Genomic DNA, 22,496 nt, shown 5'->3' on the forward strand with positions numbered 1-22,496 from the left:
CGCAAGCAAGTGCACAAGCGCAAATACAAATCTATTTGAATTGCCTTAAATAGAACGCATTTTTTTGCCAAACAGTGATGCTAAAAAAACACCATTAAACTTGTGACATATCGCTAATGCAGGAGTACCATACACGCGTCCAAAACTCGACTCTTTAATTTTTACAACGTTCACTATTTAAGGCTCTATAAATGAATGCGTGGTACCTCATTTGTTTTTTATCTGCACTGGCTATTTTTATTGCATTTGCGAATCAATATATACTTAAAATGCAAACCACTATTGCCATTACAACTGGCTCTGTAATTATCTCTTTATTATTGATTGTTGCGGTGAAATTGCTTGGCGATCAGCATGCACTGGCAATGACACAGATTGTTTCTAGTATTAACTTTAACGAACTATTACTTAAAGGCATGTTAGGTTTTTTATTGTTTGCAGGTGCACTAGAAATTGATCTATTAGCATTAAAAAAACAGCGTTTTGAAATAACCGCCTTGGTTCTTTTTTCCACCATTACTTCTACTTTTATAATTGGTTACCTTAGTTTTTATATTTTTTCAGCATTAGGCTGGCCGGTGCCTTTTATATACTGTTTATTATTTGGCGCTTTAATTAGCCCTACCGATCCAATAGCAGTACTTGCCATTATTAAACAAATGAAAGCACCTGAGGGTATATCGGTCCAAGTCGAAGGTGAATCATTATTTAATGACGGCATTGGTTTAGTTATTTTTACGACTATTTTTGCCGTTGCATTTTATGGTACGCAAGCAAACTTTACTGATATTGCCGAACTCTTTATTACCGATGCATTAGGTGGCATTGCTTTTGGGCTAGTGATTGCATTAGTCGGGCATTACTTAATCATAAATAGTCGTGATGTGAACATTCGTTTACTGATTACCTTATCAATTCCCTCTGCGGGCTTTGCTGCGGCAAATCTTTGGCATATATCGGGTGCATTAGCCATGGTGACCAGTGGTATTTTACTGGGCAATATTACTAGAGCAAAAGCAACCGAAATATCAGGCCCTGATGATACCCGCTACGTGAAAGATTTTTGGCATGCCACTGACAGCTTTTTAAATGCGTTATTATTTTTGATAATCGGTATGCTTATCGTGACCATGCCCATTACATTTAATGAAATTGGACTTGGCTTATTAATGGTACCTGCGGTATTAATAGCGCGATTTATTAGTGTCGGCACTCCGTTTATCATTTTTAAACGCTATCGTACTTACGATAAGCACAGTGTAAAAATATTAACATGGGGTGGATTAAGAGGTGGCTTAGCACTGGCTATGGCAGCGGCTATTCCACACGACAAAGTTTTTATTGGCGGGACAGATTTACACGACTTAATTGTTATTGTTACTTATGTCGTCGTTATCTTTTCTATTATTGTTCAAGGGTTAACTATTTCACCGTTAATCCAAAGCAGTATTAAAGCAACTGAGTATAAAACATAATAAAACCGGCTTAAAGTAAGTAAACACATTTTACTTACTTTAAGCCCATGTATCTAAGTGCGATTTACTCGCATTTTCATCATCGTCTGACTCTTTATCAATTTCATTGTGATTGTGCTTACTTTGTTCGTCCAGCCATTGCTTTTTTTTATTATCTATAAGGCGTTTTTCAGGCGCAGACTTTTGCACTCCGGCAATTTGAAAGACACTTTTATTTTGCGCAGTTAAGCGCGTAATTTGCCCTAAATATGGGATCATTATGTCCATACAAACCTCTATACCGTTATTTATTGATTAAAATAATTAGTCAACGTCTTCGCATAGTTATAAAATTAATCGGCCGTTATAACTTATTCTTTAATTACATTAAAAAAAAGCTTGCCAAAGCCGCGTTATATATGTTTTTATGGCCTTGAAATATTTAACAAACAATTTTTATCTATTGTGATTATCACGATAGTATTATAGGAAACAAAATGCGTTTAAACCTGACAAAAGTACATCATCACCACCATTCACCGGAATAACCTGTCAGGTCTTTCGCTGAGAGGTTATTCCTAAAAGGAACCTCTGGCGAGTCAAATTATATGATTCATTTTCGCCCTGAGGTTCCACTCGGGGTTTTTAGTTTTTAAATTAAAGGAAAATGAATAATGAGTAACACAAATCGCCTACGTATCGCTATCCAAAAAGGCGGACGCTTATCAAAAGATTGCCAAGACTTACTAAAACAACTTGGCGTTAAATTAAACCTTCGTGAACAACGCTTAATCGCACACTCTACAAATATGCCAATTGACGTACTACGCGTGCGCGATGACGATATTCCAGGCTTAGTAATGGACGGTGTATGTGATCTAGGTATCGTTGGCGAAAATGTATTAGTAGAAGTACAAGCTGAACGCGAGCGCCAAGGTGCCAGTAGCGAAGTTAGCAAACTTGCTAAACTAGACTTCGGTTACTGTCGTTTAGCGCTTGCATGGCCACAAGAATTAGGTGAACGCGATAAAAGCTGGTTTGAAGGTAAGCGTATTGCAACAACCTACCCTGAAATTTTAACACAATGGTTAAACCGTGAAGGGATAAATGCAAGCACTGTTATGTTAACGGGCTCTGTAGAAGTAGCGCCACGTGCAGGCCTTGCCGATGCTATTTGTGATTTAGTATCTACCGGTGCAACACTTGAAGCGAATGGCTTAATGCAAGGTGAAACTATTTTAGAATCGAACGCGTGTTTAATTCAAAATAAAGACCTACAAGACGAAGACAAATTAGCGTTAATCAACAAGCTAATGCCGCGTTTACGTGGTGTTAAGCAAGCAAAAGAAAGCAAGTACATTATGCTTCACGCACCAAAAGATAAATTAGACGAAATCTGTGATTTATTACCTGGTACGGGTCAGCCAACGTTACTCGCTTTAGCTGGTTCTGAGGAGTACGTAGCACTTCACATGGTAAGCAGTGAAACACTTTTTTGGGAAACAATGGAGCAGCTTAAAGCTTTAGGCGCAAACTCTATTTTAGTTATGCCAATTGAAAAAATGATGGAGTAATTACCATGCTTCGTTGGAATGAGGAATCTTCACAAGTACAAACAGCAGCGCTTATGCGCCCTGCTGTTTCTGTAAGCGCTAAAGTAGAGGCTATTTGTCAGGGCATTTTAGCACAGGTAAAAGAGCACGGAGACAACGCTTTATTAGCCATGGCTGAAAAGTTTGATAATAGAGTTAACCCTCGTTTACGTGTTCCGCTTGATGAAATAAATGCATCAGAGCAATCACTGAGCGCAGAGCTTAAATATGCAATTGATACCGCTTATGCAAACGTAAAACGTTTTCACCAAGCACAATTGCCTAAAGATATTAAACTATCTACTCAACCAGGCGTTGAATGTGAATTAAAATATCAAGCCATCGAAGCAGTTGGAATTTACGTACCAGGGGGAAGTGCCCCACTACCATCATCGGTTATAATGCAAGGTGTGCTTGCACAATTAAGCGGTGCAAAAACTGTGGTTTTAGCAACACCAGTACAAGGTAATGCGAAGATAAACCCAGCCATTTTATATGCAGCAAAACTGTGCGGCATCACCACATTAATAGAAAGTGGCGGGGCCGGTGCAATTGCTGCTATGGCCTACGGCACAGAATCAGTACCCAAAGTAAATAAAATATTTGGCCCCGGTAATAGTTTTGTAACCATGGCAAAACAGCTTGTGGCACAAACCATTCCAGGTATGGCAATTGATATGCCCGCCGGCCCATCTGAAGTTTTAGTTATTGCCGATGAGCGTGCAAACCCCGAATTTATCGCAGCCGATTTGCTCTCGCAAGCTGAGCACGGCGGCGACTCGCAAGTTATTTTATTATGTAACAGCGAGAATATAATTGAGCAAACAGAACACGCTCTTTCACGTCAACTCGCCAACTTAAGCCGCAAAGAAACGGCTGAACAAGCACTGGCTAATTCATCACTTATCTTAGTCGACAGCATTGAGCAAGCCTTTGCGGTTTCTGCTCAATACGGTCCAGAGCATTTAATTTTGCAGCTTGCTGATGCCACACCATATTTAGATAAAGTACAAAATGCAGGCTCGGTATTTGTCGGTGATTATACACCAGAGTCAGCAGGCGATTACGCATCGGGTACTAACCATGTGTTACCGACCTACGGTTATAGTGCAACTTATTCAAGCTTAAACTTACTTGATTTTTTCCGTACTTACACCGTACAAACCATTACTAAAAGTGGCCTAACACAACTTTCTAAAGCTATTTTACCACTGGCAGATGCTGAAGGCCTTGATGCTCACGCAAATGCAGTATCAATTCGTTTAGAGGCAATTAAAAATGAGCAATAAGAGCGCAACAGCGTCTAGCTTATTACCTGATAACATTGCAGCCCTTGCTGCATACAGCTCAGCAAAAAGTGAAAAACTTAGCGGTACAACGTGGTTAAATGCGAACGAAAGCCCGTATGCTAAAAACCTTGAGTTAAGTATTGAAGATTTAAATAGATACCCAGACCCACAACCACAACTGGTGATAGAACGTTACGCGGCTTACACACAGCTTGATAACGAAAATGTATTAATGACGCGTGGCGCTGATGAAGGTATTGAGCTTTTAGTACGCACCTATTGTGAACCCGCAAAAGACAGTATTGCGCTTTTTTTACCCACCTACGGCATGTACAAAGTAACCGCAGATACACACAATGTAACCATTAATGCACTCACGCAAGCGTTGTTATTAAATGGCAGTGTTGAGGAAATAGTCACCGCTGTCGCAAGCGCTAAATTGGTGTTCATTTGTAACCCAAATAACCCAACGGGTAGCTTAACACCCCTTGATAAAGTCAAAGCCATTGCAAGTGCACTTGCGGGTAAAGCGCTTGTTATCGTTGATGAAGCTTATATTGAGTTTTGCCCAGAGCAAAGTGCCACCGCACTCATCAGCCAATATAGTAATGTCGTGGTATTACGTACATTATCAAAAGCCTTTGCACTTGCTGGATTAAGAACGGGATTTACGCTTGCACAAGAAAGCGTGCTTGCACCTATCCGCAAAGTGATAGCGCCGTATCCTGTATCGGGTGTGGTAGCAAGTATTGCAGCGCAAGCGATTGCACCCGATGCAATTACATCGATGCGCCGTCAAGTAACCATTTTAAATACCCTAAAAGCCAAATTAATTGATTGGTTAGAGGCTTCGGATTGTGTATTAAAAATACTCACTGGTGAAGGCAACTTTGTTACTTTAAAATTAGCCGATAGAAACTACTTTAAAACAGCACTTGCACAAGGGCTGGTCATGCGCGCTTTCACTTTATATGGTGAAGATGATTGGTTACGTATATCAATTGGTAGTGAACAAGAGCTCGAACAAGTAAAAATCTGGTTAGATGGCTTACAAATGCCAGCGGCCACAGCATCATTAGCAGGAAAAGAAGTATCATGAGTAACCCCTATTTATTTATAGACCGCGACGGCACCATTATTGAAGAACCGGTGACAGACAAACAGGTTGATAGCCTAGAAAAGCTCGCCTTTTTACCAGGTGTTATCCCAGCTTTATTACAATTACAAGCGGCAGGTTATCGCTTAGTGATGGTATCGAATCAAGATGGTTTAGGCACAGACAGCTTCCCGACTGCTGATTTTGACATAGCACAAGATAAAATGATGGATATAATGCAAAGTCAAGGGATTAACTTTGACAGCGTATTAATTTGCCCACACTTTGATGAGCAAAATTGTGACTGTCGTAAACCTAAAACAGGCTTACTAACCGAGCTTATGCGATCGGGCAAAGTGGATTTAGCACGTTCGTATGTAATTGGCGATCGCCAAACCGATATTGGTCTTGCACAAAATTTATGTTGTGAAGGCATTTTGTACGATGGCAGCTGGCCTGCAATTGTAACAAAGCTAACCACTGCAAACCGCGAAGGCCGTGTTACCCGTAATACCAAAGAAACTCAAATTGATGTCGCCATAAACCTAGATCAAACTAAAAACGGCAGTATTGAAACGGGTCTTGGCTTTTTTGATCATATGCTTGATCAAATTCGTACCCACGCAAACATTGGCTTAAATATTAAAGCCAAAGGCGATTTACACATCGATGAGCACCACCTTGTTGAAGACATTGGTATTGCGCTAGGTGTCGCCCTTAAACAAGCCCTTGGTACTAAATCACAAATTGCGCGTTATGGTTTTGCACTACCGATGGATGAATGTAAAGCGGAAGCGCAAATTGATTTATCTGGCCGTGCCTCATTTGTATTAAACGCCAACTTTAGCCGCGAAAAAGCCGGCGATTTAGACGTGCAAATGGTTGAACATTTTTTCAAAAGCTTAAGTGATAACGCTGCTATTAGCCTTATTTTATCGGTGAGCGACGGTAATTGTCATCACCAAGTAGAAGGGTTATTTAAAGCATTTTCACGTGCCCTTCGTATGGCCGTAGCACAAGACACGACCCAACAAACAGCCAGCTCTAAGGGATGTTTATGATAGCCATAATAAATACCGGTTGTGCCAATATAAATTCAGTACGCTTTGCGTTTGAACGCTTAGGGCAAACGCCAACAGTAATTACTTCACCAGAGCAATTAGCGGGTTTTGAGCGCGCTATATTGCCAGGTGTTGGTCATGCATCGGTTGCGATGAAACGCCTAGTAGATAACGGCTGGCAACAAGCAATCAATGAATATCAGCGCCCACTGATGGGCATTTGCTTAGGAATGCAGTTACTGTGCGAAAGCACCGAAGAAGGTAACGTACAGTGCTTAGGTAAAATACCAGGGCAAGTAAAAGCACTCGATGTAGGTAATTTAACGTCGCCGCATATGGGTTGGAATAACTTAAGCGTAAATAAAGAGCATGCACTTACTAAAGGCTTAACACAAGATGAGCAAGTGTACTTTGTACATAGCTTTGCTCACACCGTAAACGATGCAACACTTGTAAGCGGCGAATACGGCCAAACCTTTTCAGCCATTGTTGCAAAAGACAACTACGCTGGCATGCAATTTCACCCAGAGCGCAGTGCAAAAGTAGGCACACGTTTATTACAAAATTTTGTTGATTGGCAGCTATAAGCCGCCCATCAACTAACAATAAAGAGATTAGTTGTGATTATTCCAGCATTAGACGTATTACAAAATCAAATTGTTCGTTTATACCAAGGTAAATACGACACCGCTCAGTTTTACCCATTCGAGCTTGGTGCTCGTTTAAAAGAATATGCCGATAGTGGCGCAGGTAAGCTACACCTTGTCGATTTAGAAGGTGCACGCGATCCGAGTAAAAAACAATGGCAACATATTCAAGCAGCCACTAAAGCGCTTAATGTACCATACCAAGTGGGCGGCGGTATTCGTTCAGAGCAAGATGTAAGTGATTGGCTAAAAGCCGGTGCTAACCAAGTTGTTATTGGCTCTATGGCGGTAGAAAAACGCGAGCAAGTTAAAGCCTGGATTGAACAATTTGGCGCAGAGCACTTTGTTATTGCCCTTGATGTAAATAAAACAGCCACTGGCTGGGCACCTGCTACCCACGGTTGGTTGAGCGAGTCTGAGTTTGGTTTACTTGAGCTTGTTGATTTTTATGTCAGCTTAGGCGTTATTGATTTTTTATGTACGGACATCAGTAAAGATGGCACCATGAAAGGCCCATCGTTTGAATTATATGAAGATTTAACTAACCATAACAGTACTATTAAAGTGCAAGCTTCGGGTGGCGTAAGCTCACTTGATGACATTAAAAAGCTAAAAGAGCTCGGTGTCGGCGGTGTTATTTTAGGAAAATCACTGCTCGATGGTGCATTTAGCGTTGAGGAGGCGTTGGTATGTTATCAAAACGCATAATCCCGTGTTTAGACGTGAAAGACGGCCAAGTTGTTAAAGGCGTTAAATTTAAAGGCCATGAAGTGGTTGGCGATATTTTAACAATGGCAAAAGCATACAGCGATGCCGGTGCCGATGAACTGGTGTTTTATGAGATCAGCGCCAGTGTTGAAAAACGCCTACTTGATGTTAATTGGGTAGAGAGCATTGCCCGCCACATCGATATTCCTTTTTGTGTGGCTGGGGGGATTAAATCCGTAGCCGATGCAGCGCGTGTATTAGAGCGCGGCGCCGATAAAATAAGTATTAACAGCCCTGCTATTGCCCGCCCTGAGCTAATTAAAGAGCTACACGATGAATTTGGTAAGCAATGTGTTGTTGTTGGTATTGATAGCTTTTACGATGAAGTGACCGGCGATTACTTAGTGTATCAATTAACCGGCGATCCTAATGCATCGAGCCGTACACGTTATAAAACCGAGGAATGGGTAAAACGCGTACAAGACTTAGGCGCAGGCGAAATTGTTTTAAACTGTATGAACCAAGACGGTGTACGTAATGGTTATGACAACGAGCAACTAAGTAAAATGCGCGCTTTATGTAATATACCTTTGATAGCATCTGGCGGTGCAGGCAGCATGCAAGACTTTGTAGATGTATTTAAACAAAGCGAAGTAGATGGCGCATTGGCAGCCAGTGTTTTTCATAAAAATGTGATAAACATTAGCGAACTAAAACAATTTTTAACTGATAACCAAGTGGCAGCAAGACTATGCAATTAACCATACAAAACCAAACTCAAGTTGATTTTGCTAAAAGCGAAATGATCCCTGCTATTGTTCAAGATGCTCGCTCTGGGGTTATTTTAATGCAAGGTTTTATGAACAGCGAAGCGCTGAAGGTAACGCTTGAAAGTAACAAGGTGACCTTTTATTCACGTTCTAAATCGCGCTTATGGACTAAAGGCGAGTCATCAGAAAACTACTTAAACGTAGTATCAGTACATACTGATTGTGACTACGACTCAATTTTGGTACTGGCAAGCCCTGAGGGCCCAACATGCCACTTAGGCAGACAAAGCTGCTTTGGCGATGACGCTAAACCTAGCCTGAGCTTTTTAGCACAATTAGAAGATGTCATTGTTGAGCGTAAAAACGACGACCCATCAAAAAGCTACACCGCTTCATTGTTTGCTAAAGACTTAAGTCGTAGTTGTCAAAAAGTAGGTGAAGAAGGGGTCGAAGTGGCGCTTGCTGCAATGAAAAACGATAACGATGAACTCACTAACGAGTCGGCTGATTTAATTTATCATCTGACGGTACTACTACAACGCCAAGGCTTAGCCCTTGAAGATGTTGTAAAGTGTTTACAAAGCCGTCATAAATAAGGGTTTCGCTGATCTAAGCCTTGCTTAGATCAGCATTTTTATATGCAAAATACTAATCAAACAAGTAAATATAAAACTGATTGTAAAGGTATTTGTGAACGCTTAAGTGGGTATTGTAAAGGCTGTGGGCGTACAAATGAAGAAATCTTTGATTGGATCATTCTTAGTGATGATGAAAAAAAAGCGATTTTAGCCATGCCAAGAGAAGATCGAAAAGATTAATGCTATAGCGCTAGTTGTCTTTCGTTGTTTGCAAGATTATAATTAGTTTTTTATTTTTGAGGTAAACAATGGCTGCTGTATTTGTAATAAATTTAGCACGTTCGAAAGATCGATTACAGCAAACCCATGATCGATTAGCTGCTGTATCTTTGCCCTTTGAAAGAATTGATGCCGTTGATGGAGCCTTGTTATCCGAACAAGAAATTAGTCAACACTACGATATCAATTTAAATAAAAAAAACTACCATTATCCACTGCAACCTGGGCAAATTGGCTGTTACCTTAGCCATCGAAAAGCATGGCAAACAATTGTTGACCGTCAATTAGAATATGCCATTGTACTAGAAGATGATTTCTATATTGATGCCAGTATTCATCACGCCATTAATAATATCGAAAAACTCTCTCAGCCATGGCAACTTATCAAATTAGCCGCTTATCAAAATAGGCCTCGACCTATTGCTTACAGCCAAGCGCTTAATCATCAACAGCGCTTAGTGATTCACAGCAAGTTAATGACAGGATGTTGCGCAACCGCTATAAGTTATTCTGGTGCGAAACAATTATTAGAAGCAACAACTCGCTTTGGTCGTCCTGTTGATTGTGATTTACAGCATAGCTGGGAAACTGGGGTTTTTGGTTATTCATTGATGCCCTACCCTATTTTACAAGATGAAGAAATCAAGAGTGATATTAAGGCAAGAAGCTCACAAAAAAGAGCAGAGAAAGCGTTTTTTAAACGTAAAATTCAACAGCTATCAGCGATGCTAGCAAACAGCAAAGCAACTAAAGAATTTATAAAAAAAACGCAAAATAGCCACATATAATCAATAATTTAAATTAACTAGCAGTTAATTTAAACACCGTTAAAAGAGTTTATTTACTTTTTTAACGGTGTAATTTAATTACATTGCAGGATGTTCTACACCAATCCATGCTTTAAACATTGCGCGTTGGCTTAAACTTGCTTGAGGGTCAGCAACTACCTTTTTAGGTTTATCAAATTCCTCAGTTAACTCTAATGTTGTTTCATGCAACTCATCACGACGAATAAAGCTTACCGTGACTTTATCCCCAGCATTAAACGCCTCTAAACTAGCTTTTAAGTTTTTGCCTACGTGTTGTTTGTTGATAGCAACAATTTTATCTTCGGTTGTTAAACCTGCTAACCATGCAGCACCATCACGACGTACATGGGTTAACGTAAGTAGCTCGCCAGTGTTTTTTGCCAACGCATCTATGCTAGCAAGTGCTTTAGCTTTAATTGGACGCTCATACTTCAAGCCGACTTTAGATAATAAGGTCTCAAAATCTATTTGTGCAGGGTTTGTCACGTTATTAAGCCACCACTGAGAGTAATCTTGACCTGTTAACTGCTTTAAAATAGCCAGTACATCTTGCTCAGTAAAGCCATCTGGTAGTTTGTGCTGTTTATAAAGTTCGTTATGTACATCACGGTAATTAACTTTGCCCTTTGTTGTTTCAAGTAAGTTAATATCAAGTAGCATAGAGATAAGAGAGCCTTCTAAATAGATATTCGTGCTGTAGTTTTTAGCATGATCGCCCCCTTGATTAATCCATTTGTCAAAACTGGTTTCACTGGCACTTTGCACTTTTCTGCCAGGTGTTTGTAAATGACGATTAATCGTTTTAGTCATCACATTAAAAAATTCATCTGTGGTTTCAATTCCTGAACGAACCATAAGATGATCTTCAAAATAACTGGTTGAGCCTTCTGCAATCCATAATAGTTTTGAATAATTCATATGTGTGTAATCATAAGGAGCCAGACCTTTTGGTCTATATGCTTTTACGTTCCAGGTATGAATAAATTCATGAGCTGCGGTACTTATAAATGCTAAGTAATCTTCGCGGCTACCAAAGCGATCACGAGGGCGTTGAATGATTGTCGAATTAATATGTTCGGTGGCGCCCCCTGCACCAGAAGTAGCATGTACCATAAATACATAACGATCATATGGATACTCTTGCCAAATTACATGACCGGTTGTGACAAGCTTTTTCAGATCGCTCAACATTAAATCAACATCGTAATTCCCTTCACCCCAAATGACTAATTCGTATTGCTTTGCTTCGACTTCAAAGGTGTAGTGATGATTAATCCCCGTTTCGATTGGTGAATCAACTAAAATATCATAATCGGCAGCAGTAAAACTATGTTGTCCTTTATGGTTTTCCATACCCGAAACAGAACGCCATTGCTTAGGCACATCTAAAGCGACTGTCACAGGCTCCTGACGAAAAGCTTCGCTGAACATAAAAAAACCTGAAGCATCAATAAATGCATGACTATCATCAATGTGACGTGCTCGTTTAGCTAGCTCATTAGCATATACTTGATAACTCAGATTCACTTTACTCGGTGAATCAAGATGTATACGCCAGGTACTAAAGTCAATTTTTTCCCATTTTAATGGGTTACCTTTGCTATCTTTAGCATCAAAATAACGTACGCCATTTGCTAAATTAAGCATTTCATAACGACCTGTACGCCATGCTGGCAGTTTTACGTCTAAGTGTGCTTGGACTGTTTTTGGAAATTCTACTTCCACATTGCCAAGGTGATGCTGAGGCTGGTCAATGCTAAGGCTATAATTTACATCAGCAAGAGTCGGTAAAGATGTAATAAGAAGAGACAGTGCGATTAGTTTTTTCATAGCAGCTTTTAATAATTATTAGTGACTGAGATACTAACAATTGAAAAAATAAAAGTGAATAAAAAACGTTAAAGTACCCACTGTATGAGTTGACAGGAGTAAAACAACCCGACGGGATCAATTTTTTAGCTAAAAATACTAAGAATATAAAGAGATAACTACACATAGTTTATTTTTGTTGTAAACTAAATACATAGTTAAATGCCAAATGGAACTATCAGTGCAAGACAACTCAAATGTAACGAATCAAAAATTAAAGCAGGCAATAGAAGCTCGCATTGCTATTGAAGATGCACGTAAATTTCAAGTTGATAAGTTGTCACAGCTTGCTGCTAAATTATCCCTATGCAGTAAAGGCATTGATATTCAGCTTGATAACAAATTGGCTAAATTTAGAACGGCATTAACTAAAGGCATCGATTTTGAATTACTCATTCCTATGATCGATAACATTATGCACATGTTGCAATCACAAGAAAAAATACAATTATCACAGCAACAAGCGTTATTTTCATCAGTGCAAAATGCAGGAAAACAACTGCAAAAAACAAAAAAAATGCCTGAAGAAACACGACGCGTATTACGTAATTTACTTGACCATGAACTAGCAAATGTTCACTCAACTCCAGCCTATATTCCACTTTTAGACAAATTAGTTAATATTTATCACGAAGTTTTAAAAGTAAAATTAGAGATAATAAGCGAGAGTAAAAATGAAACAGCGAACCCGGCACTCGCAAAAAAATTACTTCAATTATCAAACGAATTAAAATTAGAAGATAATGCAGCCAAGCAAATAATCGACATTCAAAACGACCTTGCCGAAAATGATTCGCTTGATTCATTACTTAATTCAGCGATAGCGATAATTCAAATTGTTGTTAAAAATATTTCTAAAGAAAGGCAATCGGCTCAAAACTTTTTGGTTTCATTAAACCAAACCATTGAAGAGTTACATGTTTCTATCGTTTCAACTCGCACTCATTCAGAATCGATGAACCAAGAATTTAAAGATTTAAACAGTAAAATTGAAAGCAAAATTAAAAACCTGAATATTCAAACACAAAAAGCGACCTCTATTTCAGCATTAAAAGAAATTGTCGATAACGAACTAAAATCCCTTAGCCAAGATTTTTTAGCTAAAGAAAAACTAGAACAAGCTGAACGAGACACGTTAATCGATAGTTTTAAAAATATTAACGAACATATTTCAAATTTAGAAAGTAAACTGACTAAATACAAAAAGCGTTTAAACGAGCAACGTTCGCAAAGTTTAATTGATAGTTTAACTAAATTACCAAATAGAGCAGCATTTGATGAGCGTTATAACCATGAAATTCATCTGTATAATATGGAAGCAAGTGACTTAACTTTAGTCGTAATCGATGTGGACCATTTTAAATCGATTAATGACCGGTTTGGGCACAGTGCAGGAGATATTACCCTGCAAGTAATTTCTAAAGCATTACAAAAATCAATTAGAAAGTCTGATTTTATTGCCCGATACGGTGGTGAAGAGTTTGTGCTTTTAATGCCTGGAACGCCACTAGAGTTTGCGAGTATTCCGTTAGAAAAATTACGTAAGACAATAAAAGCAATCCCGTTTAAATTTAAAGACACTCAAATACAAATTACGATTTCACTAGGCGCTACGCAATTAAAGTCTGGTGATACACAATTAGATGCATTTAATCGTGCTGATGATGCACTTTATACAGCTAAAAACTCGGGTAGAGACCGCCTTTGTCTTAGTAAGTAAATACAGATGTAATACTATGTTGCTTAACTGTATAATTATTTAGTTATATCGACGAGGAATTGCAATGAAAATACAACTTAACCCCACAGGCGTATTAAGTTTACTTTCTCAATTAGAAGTTGACCTACTTGAACATTCATCGACCAGTGAGCGCTACAGACTTTTCAGAAATTGTGTTTTAGCTGTATTAAATGTAGGAAGTCACACCGATGACGAACAAGAAATATACAGCCAATTTAGCGACTTTGACATTAAACTAATAAGCCGTGAGCGCGGTATAAAAATTGAGTTAAGTAATCCTCCAGCAACCGCCTTTGTTGATGGTGAAATAATGACAGGGATTCATGAACACATTTTCTCTGTTCTTCGCGATATTTTATTTATTTGCCAAAAATACGACGGTGTTCATCAAGACCAAAAATCGGTAACTCATATGGTTTTTGATATGTTGCGTAATGCCGGTGCATTAGAAGTAAATAGTGAACCAAACATGATCGTGTGTTGGGGTGGACATTCGATTAATGAAGTAGAATATAAATACACTAAGCAAGTCGGTTATGAACTTGGATTACGAGGCTTAAATATTTGTACAGGTTGTGGTCCTGGCGCAATGAAAGGGCCCATGAAGGGAGCCACTATTGGGCATGCGAAACAACGTATCAGCAATAATCGTTATTTAGGGCTCACAGAGCCCAGTATTATTGCAGCAGAGCCGCCTAACCCCATTGTTAATGAGTTGGTTATTCTCCCCGATATAGAAAAACGACTCGAGGCTTTTATTCGTACAGCCCATGCAATCATTATATTTCCTGGAGGTGCCGGAACTGCAGAAGAGCTATTATATTTACTGGGTATTTTATTACACCCTAAGAATGAGAAACAATGCTTACCTGTTATTTTAACCGGACCGAAACAAAGCGAAGCGTATTTTACAGAATTATGTCAATTCATCGAGATGACTTTAGGTGAAGCTGCGCTGAGTAAATTTGAAGTGATTATTGATGATCCCAAACGCGTAGCAACCACCTTAAATCAAAGCATGAGCCAAGTTCGCCAATATAGAAAAAGCCAAGGTGACGCTTATTACTTTAACTGGACATTACACATAGACCCTGATTTTCAGCGACCATTTGCACCGACACATAAAAATATGGCGTCGTTAGATTTACACTTAAACCAACCCCAACAATTATTAGCCGCTAATTTAAGGCGTGCTTTTTCAGGTATTGTTGCGGGGAATATAAAAGATGATGCCGTTAAAGCTATCAAACAATATGGTCCATTTATTTTAGATGGTGACCAAGATTTTATGACTAATTTAGATCGTTTATTACGCGCTTTTGTCACACAAGGGCGAATGAAATTGCCTGGTACTGACTATATACCGTGTTATAAATTAAAAACGTGAGTATCGCTTGTTGAAACCCCAATTATTGTTAATCGATGCGCTTAATTTAATTAGGCGCATTTATGCTGTTGATGCCAATCAAACACATCACAGTGATGAAAAAATGATAGCGAGCAGTTGTGCCCGTGTAAATCATGCGTGTAAAAAGTTGCTTGCTAATGTCTCACCTACCCATGCTATTGCCGTGTTCGATGGTGATAAAAGTTGGCGCTACCATTACTATAAAGAATATAAACACTCTCGTTCGCCTATGCCGAGTGAGCTTAAACAAGCATTGCCATTATTTAAAGACGCCATAGAACAAACTGGGATTGTCGTCTATCAACCCATTAATGATGAAGCTGATGATGTGATTGCCACATTAGCAAATAAAGCGGCTAATAATGCGATTTCAAGTACAATTGTATCGACGGATAAAGGATTTTTGCCTTTTTTATCCCAGCACATCGCTGTTTATGATTATTTTAAAAAACAGTTTATTAATGAAGATGATATACATAATCGATTTGCTATACCAAAAAATAGATTAATTGATTTTTGGGCGCTCGCGGGAGATAAAACCAATGATGTACCGGGAGTAAAAGGCATAGGTAATAAATCAGCACTGCAAATAATTAACCACAATGATGAAATAGAACTGGCATTAAACAGCGACACGCTGTCCCCATCATTACAAAAAAAATTACAATCAGACATGGCTATGTTTATAATATCTAAAAATCTAGTGAGTTTACGTTGTGATATTAATCTGGGATTTAGTTTAAAACAGTTACGTCTTCCAGCTAATTAACGGGAGAACCTCGTCGTTTTTGCCACTATGAATATTAATTATACGAGTCGATAATGTTAAAAAAAGTATTAAGGTATTTAGTATTAGGGCTTGGTATGTACGCACTCATAGCAAGTTTAGTGATCACCTTTTACAAAGATGATCCACAAGCAATGATATGGCAGGACCGTGAAGCATTTAATAAACGGTATATAGAAAAAATTAGTCTTGAACAAACCACAACCGTTAATACTGTATTAGATTATTTGGGGAGCCCAGATTTAACCTACGCAAAACGCCAAGGAGAGTTAGTTTGGCAAGTTATTTTCTATCGAACTCAACATGTCAATTCAGACGGCATTACAACGATGGATGAATGTACGGGTTTACTATTTAAAAGTGGCGAACTTATTTACTGGGGCCCTGATGCCTATAAAAAATATTTAGAGTATACAGCCTAGTGAATAGTGATAATACGATAGCGGAACAACTCAATGCTTTATTAAAAAGAACCGCGTTATTTAGCACTTTATATTATAACAAAGAGAAATGGCACACTGTTTACCCTGTTTTAAGTCAACTCGCACAACAATACTGGCAATTGTATTCTCAAGCTCCCCTTGCAATGCAAGCGCAATGGGTTTTACATCATGCAAAACTCAGCTATGCAACTAATTTAACAATTAATCAGTGCATCATCACCGCTGCATTATGTAAATCTCAAGGTTATGATGATGAAATTTCAACCAATCTTATCTGTGTTTCATTATTAGATAACTTTTGTATTACAACACAATTAAATAAACGAGATAACGATGTTCCTTTAGTACTGAGTGACAAACAGCTATGGCACTCACGACATAAACTAGCGTTAAAAATTTTGCAAACAGAGCATCCCTCTTTACTTATTTTTTCAAGCTCGCTTAGTAAGTTACAAAAATATAAGCAGGCATTATTAAATGCACCAAAAGTGATGCTTTATGACCGTGGTGTCATATTATTAAGTATCGCAAATATTATCTCTACAAATATAACATTTAAAAAATCGTCAAAGCATATTGATTTTTATAAGGCGATTAGTGACTTATATATCCGTACACCCAATATATTTACACAAACAGCGTTGCAATGCCTGATTGAGCATATTGGACCTATACTGCCTGCAAGCCTGGTAACTTATGGCGAAAAACAGGCTGTATTTGTGTGTACTGATCAGAAAAATAGAGCAATACTCGTTGAGAATACATCTGGGGGTAAACTTAATTGGCTTAGTCTAAAAGCGAGATTAAATAACAATGCCAAACAACGAGAATGTAATGACCCTCGCCTACATTTTAATATGTGGAATAGCCAATATATACCACGACCTATTGATAACAAAAAAGCCGCTCATACAGAAAAGCTCGTTGAACTTTTAACAAAATTAAAGGTTAATCACGAATATACTTTTAAAAGCTTAGACGTCATGCTTAAGCCCTACCCTTGTGTTGTGCAACAACTTTGTCACGCTGCAAAGTTTTATAACAAAGAACAACAAACGGCGAGTAATTTAAAACACTGCTTGTCTATGATTGGCTATTACAATTTGCCTGCGGTTTTACAACGGGTTATCTTTTGTGAATTAGTAAAAAGCATTGCTCACCCAATGCATGAGTTTTTCTTAAACAGATTAACAAGTTTAGTTGATATAACAGCGCTTATAGTCAGTAAAAATAAAGCGCTACAATTTGAGCATATCGTACTGCCTCTTTATGCTTATGCCTATTATTTACTGACCTATGAAAGTACCACAATCTCACGAAAAATAGTAATTAATGAGCAAGAAAATAAAACATACAGCGCGCCACTAGGTGCTTTTTTTGGTGTATCGCATACTTTAGATGAGCACAAAAATAAGCGACTGACTGATTTATTAAATGATAATAAATGGATGCCCGCATTACTTGATGCTGAACAGCGCAGCAAAGCAGAACTCACAGTAGACAGTAAACTTTGGGTATGCTTAAAAATCATTGCACAATGTATCTACAAACCCACGCTCATACTCAGCAGTTGGCAACAGCAAACATTAGCGCAACAACTTAAGCTTCAGGGTTGGGAGTCACAAGAAGCGTTTAACTGCGCGATAAGTGAACTTAATCTATCTGACATTTTGTAGATTGCACTGCTACTATAAACCAAGCTTATACCCCATATAAATATTATAAACTAGCTAAATGCATCGCCTATTGGTATAAATACAGCCTCATATCTCATTTCGTCACATAAATATCCTAACAAGTGTGCTCTCTTTAGAGTAACTATTTATGTGCAATTATTTTTATAGGAAAATTCAATGACTAATCAAACGATTACAGTGATCAAAGGCGACGGTATTGGTCCAAGCATCATAGACTCCGCATTAGAAATTTTAAAAGCAGCGGGTTGTAATTTTGATTATGAATTTGTTGATGCTGGATTAACTGCCCTAGAAAAAACCGGTGAACTATTACCGCAAAAGACAATTGATACTATCGCGAAAAATAAAATCACGTTAAAAGGTCCACTAACCACACCGGTTGGTGAAGGTTTTACCTCGATTAATGTTACTTTACGCAAACAATTTGGTTTATACGCGAATGTTCGTCCTGTTAAATCCTTTATCGGTACAAAAGCACGTTACGATAATATTGATATTATTACTGTTCGTGAAAATACTCAGGGAATGTACTCAGGCTTAGGCCAAGTCACAAGTGAAGATGGTAATGAAGCGCAAGCCATGTCAATGATCACACGTGAAGGTGCTGAAAAGATTTTAACCTTTGCCTACGAGTTAGCAATAAGAGAAGGTCGCAATAAAGTCACCGCAGTCCATAAAGCAAATATTTTAAAATCAACATCTGGTTTATTTTTAAAAGTGGCACGCGAAGTTGCCCAGCGTTACCCACAAATCGAATCAGCTGAAATGATTGTTGATGCCACGTGTATGAAATTAGTAATGAGCCCAGATGAGTTTGACGTTATTGTGACGACTAATTTATTTGGCGATATTCTTTCTGACTTGTGTGCTGGTTTAGTCGGTGGTTTAGGAATGGCACCGGGTGCTAATATTGGTGAAGATGCGGCTATTTTTGAAGCTGTACATGGCAGTGCTCCTGATATCGCAGGTAAAAATTTAGCGAACCCAACCTCAGTTATTCTCGCGTCAATTCAAATGTTAGAACATTTAAATATGGGCGATACAGCACAGCGTATTCGTCAAGCGGTTGCTGAAGTGATTAAATCTGGCGACAGAACAACACGCGACTTGGGCGGAAATCATGGTACAACCGATTTCACCCAATCAGTGATTGAGCGCTTATAATTTAACCTTTTTATAATTAATTGCCATAAAGCCGTTTTAGTTGGCTTTATGGCCTGACGTTATATTGACAATTTTTAAATACCCACCCCATTAGTAAAACGATCAACATAAACTGTAACGACCCCGAGCTACTGCTTTTTTTCTCTACTGTTGTTTGCTCTAAAATATCGACAGCCACTGTTTTAGTGATCGTTTTATTATCTGTCGTATCTGTAATCGTCACTTTTGCGTTATAACGACCGCTATTAATGTAGGTATGGCTTGGGTTTTGACTATTTGATACCTCGTTACCATCACCAAAATCCCAATGGTAACTGTACTGACCATAACCCCCTGCTATTTGAGCGCTAAAAGAAGCCGTTTTATCTGATACCGCTACTTGCGCATCAAGTTGCAACGGCACCTCAACGTTGACTATAAAACTATGCGATGCCGATTGCTGAGCATTATCTGTCACGGTGAGTAAAATTGTATATTCACCCGAAAGTAAATATTGATGCGAAATCACCGCATCACTTAACTGAGTCTCATCCCCTAACTGCCATAAATATGAAAAAGGGGTTTGCCCACCAGTCAACTCAACACTTGCACTAAGTATAGATTGGTCAACTTGATAATTAACCTTTTCAATTGTAAACGACTCTGCCACAGTTAAAGTTGCGACGGCGGATTTTAAAACACCCTCAGCATCGGTTGCAGCAAATGAAATATCATAGGTACCATATTGTGAATAATCATGCGTGGGAGTTAATTGTTCGCTAAACTCACCATCACCAAAATCCCATAACAACGTATCAGCTGCATTGATATTAAGGTTTTCGACAGTAAATGTTACACGCTTGTCTTGTTGACTCGTTTGGATATGCTGCACTTGATCGTAATTAAGGGCAATCGTGATACTTTCACTATTTGAAGCTTGTTCAATAATATTAAAATTGAAACCATTAGCTGGCAATACCACCCCAGACTCCGGTTGTACCGCAAAACTATAATCATCCGCATCACTAAATTGACTAATAGCGGAGAGTTCGGTATCACCTAAGCCAGGCGTTTGATCGTATAAACTAAATGCGGCATCGCGTATCTGAATACTCGTTGCGGCTGCATTAGTCGTAGTCCCTTGATTAATCTGTTGTTGATCAGCATCTACAATTAACGCAAAACCAGATCCTGGATGCGTTGTTACATTATTATCATCATATGCTTGAGAGCTAAACCAAAGCAGTAACCCCGGTGAATAAGCTTCATTTTGTAAACCCGAATCAATGCCCAAATGAGCGCGTAATTGCAAATAGTAATGTGTATCAGGAGCATAAATGTAGCTGCTTATACGACTAAAGCCAGATAAATCAGCACTGGACAAAGACTCTGCGTTATCTTGCCAAATAACAGTATCGCTTTGTGTTATTTTCGCGTCATCAAACACAAAACCATAATAATGTGTTGTTGTATCTGTATAATATTCAACACTTAATGTGATGGTTTGACCATTATAAGATGATAAGTCAAAGCTATAGTTAAGGTAGTTATTAGGTTGTTGTGCATCCCCATTACTAAATGAATCACCTGAAATATAGGGGCCTATATTACCATAGTATGGGTTTACACTTTCGGTGTAATTACCTTCAATTGGCTGGGAATTAACCTTAACTTGAACAAAATCATAGTCTTTTTCAATACTGTAAAAAGCAACAAACGCGAGGGTTAACGCTTCATCTGTTGATGGCAAAGTAATGGTTTGTGTAAAACGATGAGTTACATTATCGCCGGTGCCTGAATAATATTGAAAATTACCTTCTACTGGGGTTTTAAATGCTTCTAAGGTTTTCTCTGACAGTAACTTTATTTGGCTTAACTGCGTATCTGTATTCGCAGCATGTGTCAGCGTATGCTCAGGGCGTTCATCAAGTTCACGCATTGATAATGTTAATTGATTAACCCAATTTCCTTGATAACGATTTTGCAAATAATCAAGTGCAAATGCACTAAACATGACAGGCTCAGTGCCACTCAATGCGCCGCCATAAGTACCGTTCGACATAACAGACCAATTAGCAACTGGCTCGCCAATGCTATTGGGTCTCAAATCGTATTCATCAGCAAGCCCCAGTGCATGGCCAAACTCATGAACGACAACACCAATAGCAGCATCTATTGGATTAATGGTATAACCAAACACTTTCACATCACTATTTGCAATAGAAGTGGGTTGATTTTCATCATCTAATACATAATATTGATGTGACCAAATAGCATCGGTGCTTAAATACCCTCCACCCGCTTCTTCACCAATACTAGAATGAAAAATCACCACATGGTCGATAATACCATTTGGCTCATTAATGATTCCATCACCGTCAATATCATCTAAATCAGTTAAGTCATACTCGCTCAAATCTATATCATAAGCTTCTACAGCTTTTTCAACCGCCTCTTTAACTAAATCGGGAGCGGCTATATCTCTTTGGGTTCCTAAACGAGCACCGTATGTACTTGCTTGATGATCAGCAGTTACCCATCCAAATACATCACCTGTAAATTGTAAACTATTGCCCGAGGCCGCCTTATAATACTCAAATGCAGTTTGTAAGTTTTCACCATTAGGTCCTGTGTATCCAGATTCAGAAAATAATAGTTGCTGATAATGAGACACTGGATATTGCGAATAATACATATCAGTGTCGGTTTCATTTAATTTGTTATCATCATGAGATAAATCAGGAAAATCGATTAAAATAGCCAGAACTTTAACAGAATCGAGAGTATTATTTACCTCATCGCTTATCAATGAAGTGGGTGCTGAGCGTGTTTTAGTTATGTTCGAAGGCGGTATCACGTGCAAAGAGGGGTGTTTAAAGCCGTATTTTAATGATAATGCATTATGATTTTTAGCCGCATCAAAATTGATAAACTCAGCATATTTAATCGCTAAATCTTCCTCAGATAACGGTTTATCTTTTTTTAACCAATATAGAATTTTTTCTTTATCAACCACCCCCAAATCTTGCGGAGTTGCTGCGTTGATAAAAATGCTAAAAAAAGTACACAATACTAATACTAAGCGAGTAATAATTTTCACTGTAAGTCCCTCAAACAGATTAGCT

At 38.5% G+C, this 22,496-nt stretch carries 20 protein-coding genes; 17 read left to right on the plus strand and 3 right to left on the minus strand.

The window, feature by feature from the left end; all coding sequences use genetic code 11:
* Nucleotides 1–191 precede the first annotated feature (191 nt).
* Complete coding sequence (locus tag J8L70_RS09120) at nucleotides 192–1,475, plus strand: sodium:proton antiporter (RefSeq protein ID WP_211055259.1); 1,284 nt, start codon at nucleotides 192–194, stop codon at nucleotides 1,473–1,475.
* Nucleotides 1,476–1,514: 39 nt separating this feature from the next.
* On the opposite strand, the gene J8L70_RS09125 is transcribed toward J8L70_RS09120, so the two are convergent.
* On the minus strand, nucleotides 1,515–1,742 hold the full coding sequence (locus J8L70_RS09125; RefSeq protein WP_211055260.1) for a hypothetical protein: 228 nt from the start codon (nucleotides 1,740–1,742) through the stop codon (nucleotides 1,515–1,517).
* Nucleotides 1,743–2,128: 386 nt separating this feature from the next.
* On the opposite strand from J8L70_RS09125, the gene hisG reads away from it, so the two are divergent.
* The 10 genes from hisG (at nucleotide 2,129) to J8L70_RS09175 (ending at nucleotide 10,262) form a co-directional block, all read left to right on the plus strand.
* The gene (hisG, locus tag J8L70_RS09130) at nucleotides 2,129–3,028 is read left to right on the plus strand and encodes an ATP phosphoribosyltransferase (protein ID WP_211055261.1); all 900 of its coding nucleotides are present in this window, start codon (nucleotides 2,129–2,131) and stop codon (nucleotides 3,026–3,028) included.
* Between the two features lie 5 nt (nucleotides 3,029–3,033).
* Nucleotides 3,034–4,335 (plus strand): histidinol dehydrogenase, encoded by a 1,302-nt coding sequence (gene hisD / locus J8L70_RS09135; RefSeq protein ID WP_211055262.1) that lies wholly within the window; start codon nucleotides 3,034–3,036, stop codon nucleotides 4,333–4,335.
* Nucleotides 4,325–5,434 carry a histidinol-phosphate transaminase gene (gene hisC, locus J8L70_RS09140; protein ID WP_211055263.1) on the plus strand — a complete coding sequence of 370 codons (1,110 nt, stop codon included), beginning with the start codon at nucleotides 4,325–4,327 and terminating at the stop codon, nucleotides 5,432–5,434. Before hisD ends, hisC begins: the two co-directional genes overlap by 11 nt.
* On the plus strand, nucleotides 5,431–6,492 hold the full coding sequence (gene hisB / locus J8L70_RS09145; RefSeq protein ID WP_211055264.1) for a bifunctional histidinol-phosphatase/imidazoleglycerol-phosphate dehydratase HisB: 1,062 nt from the start codon (nucleotides 5,431–5,433) through the stop codon (nucleotides 6,490–6,492). Before hisC ends, hisB begins: the two co-directional genes overlap by 4 nt.
* A complete protein-coding gene (gene hisH / locus J8L70_RS09150; protein ID WP_004586382.1) occupies nucleotides 6,489–7,079 on the plus strand; it encodes an imidazole glycerol phosphate synthase subunit HisH in 591 nt (196 codons plus the stop codon). Before hisB ends, hisH begins: the two co-directional genes overlap by 4 nt.
* A 33-nt stretch (nucleotides 7,080–7,112) precedes the next feature.
* Complete coding sequence (locus J8L70_RS09155; RefSeq protein ID WP_211055265.1) at nucleotides 7,113–7,847, plus strand: 1-(5-phosphoribosyl)-5-[(5-phosphoribosylamino)methylideneamino] imidazole-4-carboxamide isomerase; 735 nt, start codon at nucleotides 7,113–7,115, stop codon at nucleotides 7,845–7,847.
* Nucleotides 7,829–8,608, plus strand: coding sequence for an imidazole glycerol phosphate synthase subunit HisF (gene hisF, locus J8L70_RS09160; RefSeq protein WP_211055266.1), 780 nt, complete (start codon nucleotides 7,829–7,831; stop codon nucleotides 8,606–8,608). The genes J8L70_RS09155 and hisF overlap by 19 nt, the downstream gene beginning before the upstream one ends.
* Complete coding sequence (gene hisIE / locus J8L70_RS09165) at nucleotides 8,599–9,213, plus strand: bifunctional phosphoribosyl-AMP cyclohydrolase/phosphoribosyl-ATP diphosphatase HisIE (protein WP_211055267.1); 615 nt, start codon at nucleotides 8,599–8,601, stop codon at nucleotides 9,211–9,213. Before hisF ends, hisIE begins: the two co-directional genes overlap by 10 nt.
* A 42-nt stretch (nucleotides 9,214–9,255) precedes the next feature.
* Nucleotides 9,256–9,435 carry a DUF1289 domain-containing protein gene (locus tag J8L70_RS09170; protein WP_211055268.1) on the plus strand — a complete coding sequence of 60 codons (180 nt, stop codon included), beginning with the start codon at nucleotides 9,256–9,258 and terminating at the stop codon, nucleotides 9,433–9,435.
* Between the two features lie 68 nt (nucleotides 9,436–9,503).
* Nucleotides 9,504–10,262 (plus strand): glycosyltransferase family 25 protein, encoded by a 759-nt coding sequence (locus J8L70_RS09175; protein WP_211055269.1) that lies wholly within the window; start codon nucleotides 9,504–9,506, stop codon nucleotides 10,260–10,262.
* Nucleotides 10,263–10,340: 78 nt separating this feature from the next.
* Here J8L70_RS09175 and J8L70_RS09180 read toward each other — a convergent pair whose 3' ends face one another.
* Nucleotides 10,341–12,113 carry a PDZ domain-containing protein gene (locus J8L70_RS09180; protein ID WP_211055270.1) on the minus strand — a complete coding sequence of 591 codons (1,773 nt, stop codon included), beginning with the start codon at nucleotides 12,111–12,113 and terminating at the stop codon, nucleotides 10,341–10,343.
* 208 nt (nucleotides 12,114–12,321) lie between these two features.
* On the opposite strand from J8L70_RS09180, the gene J8L70_RS09185 reads away from it, so the two are divergent.
* From J8L70_RS09185 to J8L70_RS09210, 6 genes are all read left to right on the plus strand, one after another.
* Entirely contained in the window at nucleotides 12,322–13,872 is a 1,551-nt protein-coding gene (locus J8L70_RS09185) for a GGDEF domain-containing protein (protein ID WP_211055271.1), read from the plus strand.
* A gap of 64 nt (nucleotides 13,873–13,936) precedes the next feature.
* Nucleotides 13,937–15,280, plus strand: a complete 1,344-nt coding sequence (ppnN, locus tag J8L70_RS09190) for a nucleotide 5'-monophosphate nucleosidase PpnN (RefSeq protein WP_211055272.1) — start codon at nucleotides 13,937–13,939, stop codon at nucleotides 15,278–15,280.
* A gap of 10 nt (nucleotides 15,281–15,290) precedes the next feature.
* Nucleotides 15,291–16,070, plus strand: coding sequence for a flap endonuclease Xni (xni, locus tag J8L70_RS09195; RefSeq protein WP_211055375.1), 780 nt, complete (start codon nucleotides 15,291–15,293; stop codon nucleotides 16,068–16,070).
* Between the two features lie 53 nt (nucleotides 16,071–16,123).
* The gene (locus J8L70_RS09200) at nucleotides 16,124–16,510 is read left to right on the plus strand and encodes a DUF3192 domain-containing protein (protein ID WP_211055273.1); all 387 of its coding nucleotides are present in this window, start codon (nucleotides 16,124–16,126) and stop codon (nucleotides 16,508–16,510) included.
* Entirely contained in the window at nucleotides 16,510–18,207 is a 1,698-nt protein-coding gene (locus J8L70_RS09205) for a hypothetical protein (RefSeq protein ID WP_211055274.1), read from the plus strand. The genes J8L70_RS09200 and J8L70_RS09205 overlap by 1 nt, the downstream gene beginning before the upstream one ends.
* A 177-nt stretch (nucleotides 18,208–18,384) precedes the next feature.
* Nucleotides 18,385–19,392, plus strand: a complete 1,008-nt coding sequence (locus tag J8L70_RS09210) for an isocitrate dehydrogenase (protein WP_211055275.1) — start codon at nucleotides 18,385–18,387, stop codon at nucleotides 19,390–19,392.
* Nucleotides 19,393–19,438: 46 nt separating this feature from the next.
* On the opposite strand, the gene J8L70_RS09215 is transcribed toward J8L70_RS09210, so the two are convergent.
* Nucleotides 19,439–22,471 (minus strand): immune inhibitor A domain-containing protein, encoded by a 3,033-nt coding sequence (locus J8L70_RS09215; protein ID WP_211055276.1) that lies wholly within the window; start codon nucleotides 22,469–22,471, stop codon nucleotides 19,439–19,441.
* Between the last annotated feature and the right edge of the window lie 25 nt (nucleotides 22,472–22,496).

Source organism: Pseudoalteromonas sp. MMG010, from assembly GCF_018100905.1.
Lineage (GTDB): Bacteria > Pseudomonadota > Gammaproteobacteria > Enterobacterales > Alteromonadaceae > Pseudoalteromonas.